Raw genomic sequence first — 13,658 nt, forward strand, 5'->3', positions numbered from 1 at the left:
CCTCACTGGGCCTTCTCCAACAGGGTGCGGTGGACGCGCAGGCACTCGCGGGCGAGCGCGTCGGTGTCGACGGTCCGGACGCGGCCGCGCTCGACGACCGGGCGGCCGTCCACGAGCAGGAGCTCCAGGGGCGGCGGCGAGCCGAGGACCAGTGCCGCGACGGGGTCGGCGACGTCGGCGTGGCCGAGCCCGTCGATGCGCCAGAGGGCGAGGTCGGCGAGCTTGCCGACCTCGATCGAGCCGATGTCGTCGGCGCGCCCGAGCACCGCGGCGCCGCCCATCGTGCCGAGCTCGAGGGCGTCGCGGACGGTCAGCGCGGTCGGGCCGCCGACCGCCCGGGCGAACAGCACGGCGTGCCGCAGCTCCTCGAGCAGGCTGCCGGCCTCGTTGCTGGCGGCGCCGTCGACGCCGAGCCCGACGCGGGCGCCGGCGTCGCGCAGGTCGCGGGTGCGGGCGATGCCGGCCCCGAGCCGCGCGTTGGACGAGGGGCAGTGCGCCACGCCCGTGGCGGTGTCGCCGATGCGCTTCACGGCGGCGTCGTCGAGGTGGATCGCGTGGGCGAACCAGACGTCGTCGCCGGTCCAGCCCAGGCCCTCGACGTACTCCAGGGGCGAGCAGCCGAAGCGCTCGCGGCAGAAGTCCTCCTCGTCGAGGGTCTCGGCGAGGTGGGTGTGCATCGCGACGCCGAGCTCGCGGGCCAGCACCGCCGACTCCCGCATGAGGTCGCCGGTCACCGAGAACGGCGAGCACGGGGCGAGCGCGACGCGCAGCATCGAGGCCGGCGACGGGTCGTGCCAGCGGGCGACGGCGTCGGCCGACGCGGCGAGGATCGTCTCCGTCGACTCGACGACGTGGTCGGGCGGCAGCCCGCCGTCGCGCTGCCCGAGGTCCATCGAGCCGCGGGTCGTGTGGAAGCGCAGCCCGACCTCCCGCGCGGCGCGGATCTCGGCGCCCAGGACGTCGCCGCCCTCGCGGGGGAAGACGTAGTGGTGGTCGCTGCTGGTGGTGCAGCCGGTGAGCGCGAGCTGGGCCAGCGCGCCGCTCGCGCCGACGTGGACGGAGTCCTCGTCGATGCCCGCCCACACCGGGTAGAGGGTGGTGAGCCACTCGAAGAGCGTGGAGTCGACGGCCAGGCCGCGGGTGACCCACTGGTAGAGGTGGTTGTGGGTGTTGACGAAGCCCGGGGTGAGCAGGCAGCCGCGGCCGTCCACCCGTGCGTGCGAACCCTCGCCCTGGCCACGATCGCCGCTCACGAGGGGGGCCGGGCCGGGACCGACGGCGGTGATCCGGTTGCCCTCGACCACCACGTGCCCGTCGGGGAACTCCTCGCCGGTGACCGTCACGACGTGGGCGCCTTCGATGATCACTGCGTCGGTGGTCACCGGTCGGTCCTCTCCGCGGCCAGGCGCACCGCGTCCAGGATCTTCTCGTAGCCGGTGCAGCGGCACAGGTTGCCGGCCAGCGCCTCGCGGATCTCCGGGTCGCTCGGCGCGGGGTTGCGCTCCAGCAGGTCGTGGGTGGAGACGATCAGGCCGGGCGTGCAGAAGCCGCACTGCACCGCGCCGCACTCCACGAAGGCCTGCTGCACCGGGTGCAGCTCCTCGTCGGCGAGGCCCTCGACCGTGGTGACCTCGCGGCCCTGCGCCTGGCCGGCCGCGACCAGGCACGAGCAGACCGGGGTGCCGTCGAGGTAGACGGTGCAGGAGCCGCACTCGCCCTGCTCGCAGGCGTTCTTCGAGCCGGGCAGGCCCATCCGCTCGCGCAGCGCGTAGAGCAGGCTCTCGCCCTCCCACACGTCGTCGACGTCGTGCCGGTTCCCGTTGACGGTCAGCGAGATCCTCATGCGGCGCTCCTGCCATTGCCGTTGCGGTAGTCGGTCCAGGCCCACGTGGCCGCGCGGCGCGCCATCACGGACAGGGTGTGCAGGCGGTACGCGGCGGTGCCGCGCACGTCGTCGATCGGGGCGGCGGCGTCGCGCACCCGGCGGCCGAACTCGACGGCGAGGCCCTCGGGCAGCTCGCCGCGCGACTCCCACAGCCCGCCGGCCTCCAGCTCGCCCGCCAGGAACTCGGCGGCCGCGGTGGCGCGGCGCGGGGTGGGGGCGGCGCTGCCGATGCCGGTGCCGACGGCGCGGCGGTCGGGGTGCAGCGCGATGCCGAACGCCGACACGGCGATCACCATCGCGTTGCGGGTGCCGATCTTGCAGAACTGCTGCGGCCCCGCGGGCGGCGTGATGTGGACGGCGGCGATGAGCTCGTCGGGCGCGAGGGCGTTGCGCTTGACGCCGGTGAAGAACTCGGCGACCGGGATCGTCCGCGTACCGCGCACCGACGCCACCTCGACGTCGGCGTCGGCGGCCAGCAGCGCCGGGTGGCTGTCGCCGGCGGGCGAGGCCGCGCCGAGGTTGCCCCCGACCGTGCCGCGGTTGCGGATCTGCGGCGACCCGACCGTCCGCGCTGCCATGGCCAGGCCCGGCAGCGTCGCACCGAGCTCGGCGATGACCCGGGAGTAGGTGACGCCCGCGCCCAGCCGGACGCGGCCGCCGTCGGGCGCCCACTCCCGCAGCTCGGGGACGCGGGTGAGGTCGAGGAGGGCCGGCGGTCTGCGGTGGTCGAAGTTGATCTCGACCATGACGTCGGTGCCGCCCGCGACGGGCAGCGCGTCGGGGTGCTCCGCCTTGGCCGCGAGGGCCTCGGCCCAGGTGGTGGGCGCCAGGAAGTCCATGGGTAGCAGTACAGCGCCGTGCGGTCTCGGCGAGAAGTCGCCGCCGTGACGAAACAGCGACCGCACAGGCGCCCGGAGTTGTACGTTCCTCCAATGCTGCTGCGGGAACTCGTCGCGCACCCCGCCCTGGGCCTGCGCCTGCTGCACGGCGACGTGGCCTCGCTGGAGCGTCCCGTGCGCTGGGTCTACACCACCGACCTCATCGACCCCGGGCGCTACCTCTCCGGTGGCGAGCTGGTGATCAGCGGGCTGGTGTGGCGGCGCGACCCGGCCGACAGCGAGCGGTTCGTCGCCGCGCTGGCCGCCTCGGGCACGGCTGCGCTCGCCGCGGGCGCCGCGGTGTTCGGCGACATCCCCGCCGACGTCCTCGACGCCTGCCGCCGCCACGACGTCCCGCTGATCGAGGTGCCCGAGGAGACCTCGTTCTCGGCCGTCACCGAGCTGGTCGTCGGTGCGCTGTCGGCGGCGCGGGGCGAGCGCCTCGCGCACACGGTCGGGCGCCAGCGCCGGCTGCTGTCGGCCGTGGCGGGCGGGATGGGGCTCGACGAGCTGGTGGCGCAGGTCGGCGCGGCCACCGGCCTGGTGTGCCGGGTGCTCAGCGCCACCGGGCGCGGCATCGTCGCCGGGCCGCACCCGCTGCCCGACGCCGAGCTCGACCGCATCGCCGCCGCGTTCCTCACCGCCGCGCGGCTGCCCGCGGTGGTACCCGGCGGCGCGCACTCGGTGTTCCCGGTGGGGCCGGCGTCGGAGCAGCGGGCGACGTCGTGGTTCGTGGCCGTCGAGGGGGCGTTCCCGGGGTGGGACGCCGAGGCCGCCGACGCCGTCGACGAGCTCGTCGCCATCGCCGCGCTCGACCGGGCCCGGCGCGGCGAGGGCCTGCGCGTGGCCCGCGACATCGCCGAGGACGCGATCGCGCTGGTCGCGGGCGGGGCCGGCAACCGCCCGGAGACCGCCACGCGGCTGCGCCAGGCCGGGCTGGACCCGGCCGCGCCGCTGACCGTCGCCGTCGCCGGGTTCGTCGACCGGCCGGACCGCCTCGAGATCGCGCGGGCGGTGCTGGTCGACGCCGCGTCGCACGGGATCGGGCACGCGACGCCGGCCGTGGGCGTGCACGACGGGCTGGCCGTCGCGCTGCTGCCCGGCGACCCCGACGCCCTGCGCACCGCGCTCGCGCGCCTGGAGCCGGGGCTCGGGCCGGAGCGGCTCACGGTCGGGGTGAGCCGGCCCTCGACGCTCGAGGCGCTGGCGGGCGCGCTGCAGGAGGCGCGGCACGCCCGTGACCTCGCCGAGCACCGGCCGGGCGTGCTGCACGTCGTCACCGGCGCCGACGTCACGACGCACGTCGCCCTGCTGGCCACCGTGCCCGACGAGGTGCGCCGGGCGTTCGCCGCGCGCGTCCTGGACCCGGTGCTGGCCTACGACGCCCGCAACGACGCGGGGCTGCGGGAGACCCTGGAGGCGTTCCTGGACTGCTCGGGCTCGTGGAGCCGCGCGGCGGAGCGGCTGCACCTGCACGTCAACACGGTGCGCTACCGGATCGGGCGGGTGGAGGAGCTGACGGGACGCGACCTCGGGGTGTTCGGGGACCGGGTGGACGTGTTCCTGGCGCTGCGGTGCCGCTGAGGCACGCTCCCTCAGTCCAGGAAAGCCACGTTCCTGCCCGGTGAGGGCCTGAACGTGGCTTTCCTGAACCTCAGTCCCGCCCCACCGTCGCCTCGATCAGCCCGTACGGCCGGTCCGCCGCATAGAACACCTCGTTGCGGTTCTCCAGCCCGAACGGCGCCAGGTCGACGACGAAGTGGTGCCGGTTGGGCGCCGACAGGCTGATCTCCGCGATCTCCGGGTGCTCCTCCAGCACCGCCCTCCCCATCTCCCACAGCGTCTGCTGCAGGGCGAGGGAGTGCACGCAGGCGAACCGCTCCAGCAGGATCCGCCGCACGTTCGCCCAGGTCTTGTCCCAGCTCACGTCGGTGCCCGTGTAGGTCCAGGTCGTGACCAACGACGTCGACATGATCCGGTCGTGCGTCGGCGCCAGCGTCGTGTACTCGTCGACCAGGAAGCCCGCGAACTCCGAGCCCGTCGACTTGAGCAGCACGAGGTCGCGCAGCCCGGACACCACCTGCGCGCCGTCGTCGTCGACGGTCACCACGGTCGTCCGCACCTCCGACCCGGTGCGCACGAAGGCGTGGTCGTGGCCCGTCCCGCCCACCGGCACGCGCTCCCAGGCGAACTCGTCGACGGCGATGCGCGCGCCCCGCACCGGCGCGACGTCGTCGACGAAGTGGCGGGCCAGCGCGAGCGCGTAGTCCTCGATCTCGCCCAGCCCGTGCGACTTGGCGAAGGCGTAGCAGGTGTTCTTCTGCGTGTCGGTGGGCAGGACGTCGGACTGGTCGCCGTGGCGGTGCGCGGCGGTGAAGTCGCCGCGCAGCGCCGTGGAGACGGTGACGTCGCGGATCTCGTGACGGTCGGTCTCGCGGTGGATCCGGACGAGCCGGTTCTCCGCCTTCCCGTACTGGTTGGTCCCCAGGACGATTCCCATCAGTTCAGCTCCCGCGGTAGGTCGAGTGGGCGAAGGGGGACAGCAGCAGCGGTACGTGGTGGTGCTCCCCCGGGTCGGTGACGGTGAAGGTGACGGCGACCTCGGGGTAGAACCCCGTCTGGCCGGTGGCGGCGAAGTAGCCGCCGGTGTCGAAGGTGAGCGTGTGCGCTCCGGTGGTGAGGTCGGTGGCGAGGCGTCCGACGCGGCCGTCGGCGTCGGTGACGTCGTGGGCCAGCAGCGCGCTCCCCCGCGTCAGCCGGACGGCGACGCCGGCGGCCGGGCGGCCCAGCGCCGCGTCGAGGACGTGCGTGGAGAGGCTCACGCCGCCTCCGACTCGACGAGCTGCGCGATCCGGATCCGGTTGATCGCCGCCAGCTCGGCCAGCGCGACGGCCCGCTCGGTCGCTGCGTCGTGGCGCAGGCGGGCGTGCAGCGTCGCGAGCAGGTCCTCGGCGCTGCGGCCGGTGGCGCACACCAGGTAGACGTGGCCGAACCGCTCCTCGTAGGCGCGGTTGCCCGCGGCCAGGGCGTCGAGGACGTCGGCGCCCGCGGCGGTCACCGCGCCCTGCTCGCGCCGCGACCGCCCGCCCGCGGTGCGGTCGCCGATGCGCGGGTGCCCGGCCATGGCGGCGTCGAGGTCGGCGTCGGTCAGGGCGCGGTCGGCGGCGGCGAGCAGGGCGTCGAGCGTGCCGTAGGGCCGCCCGGCCGCGACCTCGCGCGCCCACCGGGGCGACGCGCAGAGCGCGAGGAGGTCGCGCTCCGCGGTCGTGGAGGTGTCGAAGGAGGCCGTGTTCACCGCGCCTCCCGCCCGAACGCCCGGGCGCGCGCGCTGGCGATCGGGTTCGCGTCGGCGACGAGGTCGGCGAACCGGTGTCCCGCGACCTTCGCGATCTCGATCAGCGCGGCGGCGTGCTCCTGCGCCGGGGAGTTGTCGAGGCGCTGCCAGCCCGCGCGCAGGATCTGCTCCCGCGTGGCGGCGTCGCGGACGCACACGATCAGCGGGATGCCGAAGCGCTCGCGGTAGGCGGCGGCCAGCGCGGCGAACTCCTCGCGGTCGGTCTCGGTGAGCCGGGTGAGGCCCGCGGCCGACTGGTCGCGCGTGGAGTCCTCCCCCTCGTCCCCGTCGGCGACGCGGTCGCCCCCGAGGTCGGGGTAGTGCGCCATCAGGGCCTGCTGCTCCTCGCGGGGCGCGGAGAACAGCGCCTCCTGGAACGCGCTGCGCAGCGCGGACGTGTCGGCGAACGGCCTGCGGTCGTACGCCCGGCCCACGACCTCGCCCGAGCCCTGGAACAGCCGGCCGAAGGTCGCCACGAACTCCGCGCGGCTCATCCTGTTCACCTCGGCCAGGCGCACCACGGCGCCGGGCGTGCCGGCGACGGCCGGTCCGCGGTTGCGGCCGACGTGGTGGAACACGACGTTGAGCGCGATCGCGGTGATGCTGCCCAGCGTGATGCCGGAGCCGAAGACGATCTGCGCCCACTGCGGGACGGCGGTGGCGACGTCGGGCTGCGCGGTCACGAACATCGCGAGCCCCACGCTGGAGCCGACGATGACGACGTTGCGGTGGTCGTGGAAGTCGACGCGCGAGAGCGTCTGGATGCCGACGACCGCGACCGTCGCGAACATGGCCAGCGCCGCGCCGCCCAGCACCGGGTGCGGGATGCCGGCCACGATCGCGCCGGCCTTCGGGATCAGCCCGATCAGGATCATGATCACGCCTGCGGCCGCCACGACGTAGCGGCTCTTGACCCGCGTCAGCCGGACGAGGCCGACGTTCTCGGCGAAGCACGTGTAGGGGAAGGAGTTGAGGACGCCGCCGATCGTCGTGGCGAGGCCGTCGGCGCGCAGGGCGCGGGCCACGTCCTCCTTGCCGACGCGCTTGTCGACGATCTCACCGGTCGCGAACACGTCCCCGGTGGTCTCGACGGCCGTGATCAGCATGACGACGATCATCGAGACGATCGCGGCCGCGCTGAACTGCGGCCAGCCGAAGTAGAACGGCGTCGTGACGCCGATCCAGGACGACTCGCCGACCGCGCTGAACGTCGCGTCGCCCAGGCCCCAGGCCACGAGCGTGCCGAGCACCAGCCCGACGAGCACCGCGACCGTCGCCATGAACCCGCGGAAGATCCGCTGGATCGCGACGATGACGAGCAGCGTGCCGAGCGCGTAGGCGAGGTTGCGCGGGTCGCCCGGCTGCGGGTCGGTGCCGCCGCCCACCGCGTCGAGCGCGGCCACCGGCAGCAGCGCGAGGCCGATGATGAGGATGACCGACCCGGTGACGACGGGCGGGAAGAAGCGGATCAGGCGCGAGAAGAACGGGGCGATGAAGAAGGTCGCGAGCCCGGCGACGATGACGGCGCCGTAGATGACCAGCAGGCCGTCGGTGCCGCCGCCCGCCGCGAGCCCGATCGCGATCATCGGCGACACCGCGGTGAACGTGACGCCCTGCAGCAGTGGCAGCCGCACCCCGACCTTCCAGAACCCGACGGACTGGATGATCGAGGCGATGCCGCAGGTGAACAGGTCGGCGTTGATCAGGTGGATCAGCTCGCGCTCGGAGAGCCCGATCGCCCCGGCCAGCAGGATGGGGACGATCACCGCCCCGGCGTAGAACGCGAGCACGTGCTGGAAGCCGTAGACGGCGAGCTGTCCCGCCGGGAGCACCTCGTCGACCGGATGGGGCCGGCGACCGGGCCGGGGTGGGCGTTTCGTTCCGCGCACGGGACACCTCGCAGGGGGCTGGAGCAGAGGGGACTGGAGCAGGAGGGGACTGGAGCAGGAGGGGGTGGTGGTGAGATCCGACTCACGATGACGGCCGGGCGCCGGGCCCGGCCACCCACGGAACCGACGAAGCGCGGCCGTCGCGGCGTCCCCGGGTTGTGCGATCCGACGAGCCCCGCGCGCCCGGACCGCGGCGCCCGACCCGGCGGCGGGCCCCGATCGTGCCTAGCATCGCCACCGATCGCGAGCGGCGGGGACGATCACGGCGCGCACACCGGGAGGTCCGCATGGCTGCGCCCGCACCGTTCGTGCACCGCGCGGTGCTGTACGGCGACGAGGCGGAGGGGGCGCAGGTGGTCGTGGCCCGGCTGCACGAGATGGTGGGGCGCGGTGAGCCGGCGGTGGCCGTGCTCGGTCCGCGGCTGCGCCGCACCGTCGAGGACCTGCTCGGCGACGACGCCGCGGCGGTGCACTTCCGCGACCTGCAGGACGTCCACGCGGAGTCGGTCGAGGCGATGATCGCCAACTACCTGGGGATGGTCGACGGGCTGCGGCGGGGCGGGCGGCTCAGCAGCGTCGTCGAGTACGACCCCGGGCACCCGCACGACGGGACCGGCGACTTCTGCTACCGGTTGGAGCGCGAGGTGGGCGTCGCCGCGGCGGACCGGCCGGTCGACAACACCTGCCTCTACGACCTGCGGGCGGTGTCCGACGAGGAGGTGGCGGCCGCGCGGCGGACCCACCCGCTGCTGGTCGTCGGCGGGGTGGAGGGACCCAACCCCGACCTCGGCGACGGCTCGGCGCCGACGCTCGTGGTGATCGGCAGCGCCGCCCTGGGCGCGATGCGCCACTGGGTGCGCGAGCGCGCCGCGGACCTCTCCCCCGCGGTGCTCGCGGAACTCGTCCTCGTCGCCAGCGAGGCGGTCACGGCGGTGGTCGGTACCGGCACCGGGGCCTGGGTGGGCCTGGACCGGGCGCGCGATCGGTACGCGCTGCGCGTCTCCTGGCCGGCGCGGCTCCCCCGCGCCGACCAGGCGCTCCTGCGCTCGGCGGTGCCGCCCGACGACCCGCTGCACGGGCTGTCGCTGGCCGTCCGGTCCACCGCGGCGGTGAGGGTCCGGGCGGAGCGCGACGGTGCGCTCGAGATCGCGGTGCCGCGGTGACCGCCCGCCCGAGCACCGCCGGGACCGGCCACCGGCTCGACCTCGCACCCACCGGGTCCGAGGACCCCGCGCTGGCGCGCTGGGCCCGGTACGGCGTCGACAACGCCGAGTCGATGATCTACGTCGGCGGCGAGGAGGTCCCCGACGTCGACGCGCTCGTCGCGCGGCTGGCCGCCAACGGCGTCGACGCGGAGGCCGACGCGGCGGACGGCCGGGTCACCGTCGTCGACCCCGACCGCTTCTACGGCGGCGGGTACGACGAGCTGGTCGAGTCGGCGTCGGAGGGGCGGCGGCTGGCGGTGCGGACCTTCGGCGACCCGGCGGCCGCCCGCAAGGTGCTCACGGAGGAGGAGTTCGCGGCGTTCGAGGGCGTGCTCGCGCGGTCCTGGCACGAGCACGGCGTGACGGCCGTGTGCCGCTACGACGACGTGACCGGCCCGGGCGAGCTGGCGGAGGCGTTCGCCCGGCACGGTTCCGGGTGGGGGAAGGGCCTCCTGCACGTGCATCGGCCGCGTCCCGGGCTGCTGGTCCTCGACGGCGAGGCCGACATGTCCAACGCGCACGTCCTGGACGCCGCCGTCACCGAGGCGCTGGGCGACGGAGAGCCGCTGCTCGTCGTCGACTGCACGCTCCTGCGCTTCGCCGCGGTCAGCGCCTGGCGCACCGTCGTGCAGGCCCAGGAGCGGGCCGGGCTCCCGGTGCGGCTGGTCGGGGCGTCGGACCTCGACCGCCGGCTGCTCGGGCTGCTGGGCCCGCATCCCGCGTTCGAGGTCGCCGACGGCTGACGCGCGCACTGCGGACCGCGCCCCGCCGTCCTACCGTCGCGGGGATGACGAGCCGACCGATCGCCCTCGCCCTGGACTGCGTCGACGTCGACCGCTGCACCGCGTTCTGGACCGCGGCACTCGGCACCACGGTCGAGCGGCGCTGGGACGACGCGCACGGCGCCGGGTACGTGGAGATCGGTACGGGCGGCGGCCCGGTCCTGCTGCTGCAGCCGGTGCCCGAGGCGAAGTGCGGCAAGAACCGGATGCACCTCGACCTCGCTCCCGTCGACGGGACGCAGGAGCAGGAGGTGGAGCGCCTGGTCGGGCTGGGCGCCACCCGCGTCGACGACGCCCCCGGGCAGCGCTGGGTCGTGCTGGCCGACCCGGAGGGCAACGAGTTCTGCGTCCTGCCGCCGCGGCGGGCGCGGGGTGGATGCGCCGCGCCGTGAACGGCGGGTGCGCGGTGTGCGTACCCACAGGGGAACCGCACGGTCCCCCACGCACGAGGAGCACACATGCGCCGCACCGTCCGCCGGGTCGCGATCCTGACCGCCCTGACCACCTCCGCCGTCGCCCTGTCGGCGGGCGTGGCGTCCGCGCAGGACGCCGACGTTCCCGAGCCGAGCAGCTTCACCAGCATGTTCACCGCCATGGCGACGCCCGACATGGTCGTGAACGCGGACGGTGTCGCGACGCCCGGAGAGCCCGGCGCGACCGGCACGTTCGACTACCGGCTCAACAGCGACGAGGAGATCATCTGCTACGACATCATCCTGCGCGGGGTGACGCCGCCGTACATGAGCCCGGCCCGCACCGCCACACACATCCACCAGGCGGACGAGGGCACGAGTGGCCCGCCCCGCATCGCATTCCCCAACCCGGAGGACGCGGGTGACGGCACGCTGCGCAGCGAGGGCTGCATGCAGGGGCCGTTCACGACGGGGATCATGGCGAACGGTGCCGACACCGGCGAGGGCTTCTCCCTCGCCGCGATCGAGGCCGACCCGGCGGCCTTCTTCACCGACACCCACACCGCCACCTTCGTCGCGGGCGCGGTGCGCGGGCAGCTGTCGAGCGTGCCGATGGGCGGGGTCGCCACCGGCGCCGGGGGCACGGCCGACGGCGGCTCGTGGGCGCCGGCCGCGCTCGGCGCGGCGGCGCTGGTCGGCGCGGCGGGCACGGTCCTGGTCCGGCGGCGTGCGCAGCAGGACTGACGGGGGACGCGGCCGCCCGGTCCCGGGCGGCCGCGCCGCGGCGCCGGCCGCGTTCCTCCTGGCGGCGGGCCTGCTTGCGGCGGGCCTGCTGGCGGCGGGGTGCGCAGCCGCCGCGCCGGCCCCCTCCCCCGCGCCCGCTGCCTCCCCGGCACCCGCCGCCGGGGCGGCACCCGCCGTCCCGGCCGCCGCCCCGGCGGCGGTGGGCGCCGAGCCCGCGACCGTCGCCATCCCGGCGATCGGGGTCCGCTCCGACCTGCTCTCCCTGGGCCTCACCACCGACGGCGCCGCCCAGGTGCCACAGGACTACGACCGCGCCGGCTGGTTCCGCGGCGGCGGGCGCCCGGGCGGGCACGGGCCGACCGTCCTGCTCGGCCACGTCGACTCCGCCGACGGCCCCGCCGTCTTCCACCGCCTGCGCGACCTGCGCCCCGGCGACCTCATCGAGGTCACCGCCGCGGACGGGACGCCGGCGCGCTACGCCGTGGAACGGACCGAGCAGGTCGACAAGGACGCCTTCCCCACGTTCGCGGTGTTCGGCGCGACCCCCGACGACGTGCTGCGCCTGGTCACCTGCGCGGGCGGGTTCGACCGCGGCGCACGCAGCTACACCGACAACCTCGTCGTCCACGCCACCAGGGTCTAGAGCTCCCCGTGCACGACGACCCGCCCGGCGGCGTCGACGACGTCGAACCCGGCGGCGTCCGCCCGCAGCACCGACGAGTTGAGGTTGCACAGCATCGGGCTCGCGCCGGTGCCGACGAACTCCCCCGCGCCCACGGCCCGGCCGCCGTCGTCGATGACCACGACCCGGTAGACCGCGCCCGGCCGGAAACCGTCGGCGGCCAGCGTGATCTCGACGCCCCACGTGTGCGGGACGACCGTCGCGCTGGCCTCGACCGCCGGGTCGGCCGTGCGGAGGGCGACGGGCTCCCGTGGCACGGCCGGGTCGCCGCCCGTGCCGAGCGCGTAGCCGCCTGCGCCGGCGAGACCCGCGAGCACGACCGCCGCCGCGGCCGCCAGCAGCAGCCGCCCGCCCCTGCCCGGACGCGACGGGATCCGCTCCGCGGCGGCCCGGGCGACGATCCGGTCGCCCAGCCACGCGGGCGGCGCCGGGACGGTGTCGAGGTGTGCGGGGTCGACCCGCCCGAGCGAACCGACGACCGGGGCGATCTCGGCCAGCTCGGCCGAGCAGGACGCACAGCCGTCGAGGTGCGCGCGCAGCGCCGTCGCCTCGGCGGGCGGCAGCTGCCCCAGCGCGTGGACGCCCAGCGACTCGCGCAGCGTGCGGTGCTCCTCGGCGTTCACGGTTCCACCCCCATCTCGTCCATCGCCAGCCGCAGGGCCTTGAGCCCGTAGAAGACCCGGCTGCGCAGTGTGCCGACCGGGACGCCCAGCTCGGCGGCGACCTCGGCGTGCGGGCGTCCGAGCAGGTGCGTCTGCACGACCGCCTCCCGGTGCTCGGGCCGGATCCGGCGCAGCGCCTCCTCGACCAGCCAGCCGTCGAGCACCGCCTGCTCGGTCGCGTCGACCGCGCGGCCCGGCGGTTCCGGCGGCTCCCCGGTCAGCGTGCGGCGCCAGGGTCGCACGGCCACGCGGCGGACCTCGTCGACGACGGCGTTGCGGGCGATCGCGAACAGCCACACCCGCAGGCTGGCCACCGACGGGTCGAAGCTGCCCGCCCGCCGCCACGCCCGCAGGAACACCTCCTGCACGACCTCCTGCGCCGTCCCCTCGTCGCGCAGCTGGCGCACGGCGTAGCGGTAGAGCTCCGGGCCGTGCGCGTCGTAGGCGGCCCGCAGCTCGGCCTCGCTGCCCAGCCCGGGCGCGGTCGAGGGCACCCGCCACCCCGTGTCCGGTACCCGCACCACACCGCCCCCGCCCGTCCGTCAGGGGTGCATACGCACGGGAGGCCGCCGGTGTTCACCGCGGCCCCGACGGGTCTAGCATTCGCGCCCCGGTCGCGCGCCGCGGCCGGGGCAGGCAGCTCCGGAGGACCACGATGGCGATCTCCCTCAACCCGTACCTGAACTTCCGCACCGGCACGCGCGAGGTCGTCGAGCACTACGCGTCGGTGTTCGGCGGCACCCCCACCGTCAGCACGTTCGCCGAGTCCGGCGGCATGGGCCTGGACGAGTCCGAGCAGCACAAGGTCATGCACGCCCAGCTCGTCACCGACAACGGGCTGACCCTGATGGCCGCCGACGTGCCCGACTCGATGGAGGTCGGCGCCAACGGCACCATCTCGCTCAGCGGCGACGACGAGGCGACGCTGCGCCGCTACTGGGACGGGCTGGTCGACGGCGGCAGCGTCACCGTGCCGCTGGAGAAGGCGCCCTGGGGCGACACGTTCGGCATGTGCACCGACCGGTTCGGCGTCGGCTGGATGGTCAACATCCTGGGGGCCGCGGCCTGAGCCTCGCGGCGATGCTGTTCACGACCTGAACGGTGCTGCTCGCTCTTGCCGCTCTCTCTGGTGCCCTCGTCCCGGGCGGGGCGCTCGGCATGAGCGTCATGGCAGTGCTTGATCG

At 75.4% G+C, this 13,658-nt stretch carries 16 protein-coding genes; 7 read left to right on the forward strand and 9 right to left on the reverse strand.

Annotated features, from left to right (window positions below):
- Window positions 1–2: 2 nt before the first annotated feature.
- The 3 genes from I4I82_RS00530 to I4I82_RS00540 are packed head-to-tail and all read right to left on the reverse strand — an operon-like array spanning window position 3 to window position 2,724.
- Window positions 3–1,382 carry an 8-oxoguanine deaminase gene (locus I4I82_RS00530; RefSeq protein ID WP_226369806.1) on the reverse strand — a complete coding sequence of 460 codons (1,380 nt, stop codon included), beginning with the start codon at window positions 1,380–1,382 and terminating at the stop codon, window positions 3–5.
- On the reverse strand, window positions 1,379–1,843 hold the full coding sequence (locus tag I4I82_RS00535; RefSeq protein ID WP_218591663.1) for a (2Fe-2S)-binding protein: 465 nt from the start codon (window positions 1,841–1,843) through the stop codon (window positions 1,379–1,381). Before I4I82_RS00535 ends, I4I82_RS00530 begins: the two co-directional genes overlap by 4 nt.
- The gene (locus I4I82_RS00540; protein ID WP_218591664.1) at window positions 1,840–2,724 is read right to left on the reverse strand and encodes an FAD binding domain-containing protein; all 885 of its coding nucleotides are present in this window, start codon (window positions 2,722–2,724) and stop codon (window positions 1,840–1,842) included. Before I4I82_RS00540 ends, I4I82_RS00535 begins: the two co-directional genes overlap by 4 nt.
- Window positions 2,725–2,817: 93 nt before the next feature.
- On the opposite strand from I4I82_RS00540, the gene I4I82_RS00545 reads away from it, so the two are divergent.
- A complete protein-coding gene (locus I4I82_RS00545; protein ID WP_218591665.1) occupies window positions 2,818–4,347 on the forward strand; it encodes a PucR family transcriptional regulator in 1,530 nt (509 codons plus the stop codon).
- Between the two features lie 70 nt (window positions 4,348–4,417).
- Here I4I82_RS00545 and pucL read toward each other — a convergent pair whose 3' ends face one another.
- From pucL to uraD (I4I82_RS00565), 4 genes are read right to left on the reverse strand one after another with little or no spacing between them, the layout of a single operon-like run.
- Window positions 4,418–5,263: a factor-independent urate hydroxylase gene (gene pucL, locus I4I82_RS00550; RefSeq protein WP_218591666.1), complete on the reverse strand. Its 846-nt coding sequence runs from the start codon at window positions 5,261–5,263 to the stop codon at window positions 4,418–4,420.
- A 4-nt stretch (window positions 5,264–5,267) separates the two neighbouring features.
- Window positions 5,268–5,585 carry a hydroxyisourate hydrolase gene (gene uraH / locus I4I82_RS00555; RefSeq protein WP_218591667.1) on the reverse strand — a complete coding sequence of 106 codons (318 nt, stop codon included), beginning with the start codon at window positions 5,583–5,585 and terminating at the stop codon, window positions 5,268–5,270.
- Window positions 5,582–6,058, reverse strand: a complete 477-nt coding sequence (gene uraD, locus I4I82_RS00560) for a 2-oxo-4-hydroxy-4-carboxy-5-ureidoimidazoline decarboxylase (protein ID WP_218591668.1) — start codon at window positions 6,056–6,058, stop codon at window positions 5,582–5,584. The genes uraH and uraD (I4I82_RS00560) overlap by 4 nt, the downstream gene beginning before the upstream one ends.
- The gene (uraD, locus tag I4I82_RS00565; RefSeq protein ID WP_218591669.1) at window positions 6,055–7,929 is read right to left on the reverse strand and encodes a 2-oxo-4-hydroxy-4-carboxy-5-ureidoimidazoline decarboxylase; all 1,875 of its coding nucleotides are present in this window, start codon (window positions 7,927–7,929) and stop codon (window positions 6,055–6,057) included. Before uraD (I4I82_RS00565) ends, uraD (I4I82_RS00560) begins: the two co-directional genes overlap by 4 nt.
- Before the next feature lie 344 nt (window positions 7,930–8,273).
- Between uraD (I4I82_RS00565) and I4I82_RS00570 the strand changes: the two genes are divergently transcribed.
- The 5 genes from I4I82_RS00570 (at window position 8,274) to I4I82_RS00590 (ending at window position 11,773) form a co-directional block, all read left to right on the forward strand.
- Entirely contained in the window at window positions 8,274–9,149 is an 876-nt protein-coding gene (locus I4I82_RS00570; RefSeq protein ID WP_218591670.1) for an MEDS domain-containing protein, read from the forward strand.
- Window positions 9,146–9,934, forward strand: coding sequence for an MEDS domain-containing protein (locus tag I4I82_RS00575; RefSeq protein ID WP_218591671.1), 789 nt, complete (start codon window positions 9,146–9,148; stop codon window positions 9,932–9,934). The genes I4I82_RS00570 and I4I82_RS00575 overlap by 4 nt, the downstream gene beginning before the upstream one ends.
- A 44-nt stretch (window positions 9,935–9,978) precedes the next feature.
- A complete protein-coding gene (locus I4I82_RS00580) occupies window positions 9,979–10,365 on the forward strand; it encodes a VOC family protein (RefSeq protein WP_218591672.1) in 387 nt (128 codons plus the stop codon).
- A gap of 66 nt (window positions 10,366–10,431) precedes the next feature.
- A complete protein-coding gene (locus I4I82_RS00585) occupies window positions 10,432–11,130 on the forward strand; it encodes a CHRD domain-containing protein (protein ID WP_218591673.1) in 699 nt (232 codons plus the stop codon).
- A complete protein-coding gene (locus I4I82_RS00590; RefSeq protein WP_218594988.1) occupies window positions 11,114–11,773 on the forward strand; it encodes a class F sortase in 660 nt (219 codons plus the stop codon). Before I4I82_RS00585 ends, I4I82_RS00590 begins: the two co-directional genes overlap by 17 nt.
- Here I4I82_RS00590 and I4I82_RS00595 read toward each other — a convergent pair.
- Entirely contained in the window at window positions 11,770–12,435 is a 666-nt protein-coding gene (locus I4I82_RS00595; RefSeq protein ID WP_226369807.1) for an anti-sigma factor family protein, read from the reverse strand. The two genes, I4I82_RS00590 and I4I82_RS00595, sit on opposite strands and share 4 nt — an antisense overlap.
- Window positions 12,432–12,968 (reverse strand): sigma-70 family RNA polymerase sigma factor, encoded by a 537-nt coding sequence (locus tag I4I82_RS00600; RefSeq protein ID WP_218594989.1) that lies wholly within the window; start codon window positions 12,966–12,968, stop codon window positions 12,432–12,434. Before I4I82_RS00600 ends, I4I82_RS00595 begins: the two co-directional genes overlap by 4 nt.
- Before the next feature lie 161 nt (window positions 12,969–13,129).
- On the opposite strand from I4I82_RS00600, the gene I4I82_RS00605 reads away from it, so the two are divergent.
- Entirely contained in the window at window positions 13,130–13,543 is a 414-nt protein-coding gene (locus tag I4I82_RS00605) for a VOC family protein (protein ID WP_218594990.1), read from the forward strand.
- Window positions 13,544–13,658 lie beyond the last annotated feature (115 nt).

The sequence above is a fragment of the Pseudonocardia oceani genome (assembly GCF_019263585.2).
GTDB lineage: Bacteria > Actinomycetota > Actinomycetes > Mycobacteriales > Pseudonocardiaceae > Pseudonocardia > Pseudonocardia oceani.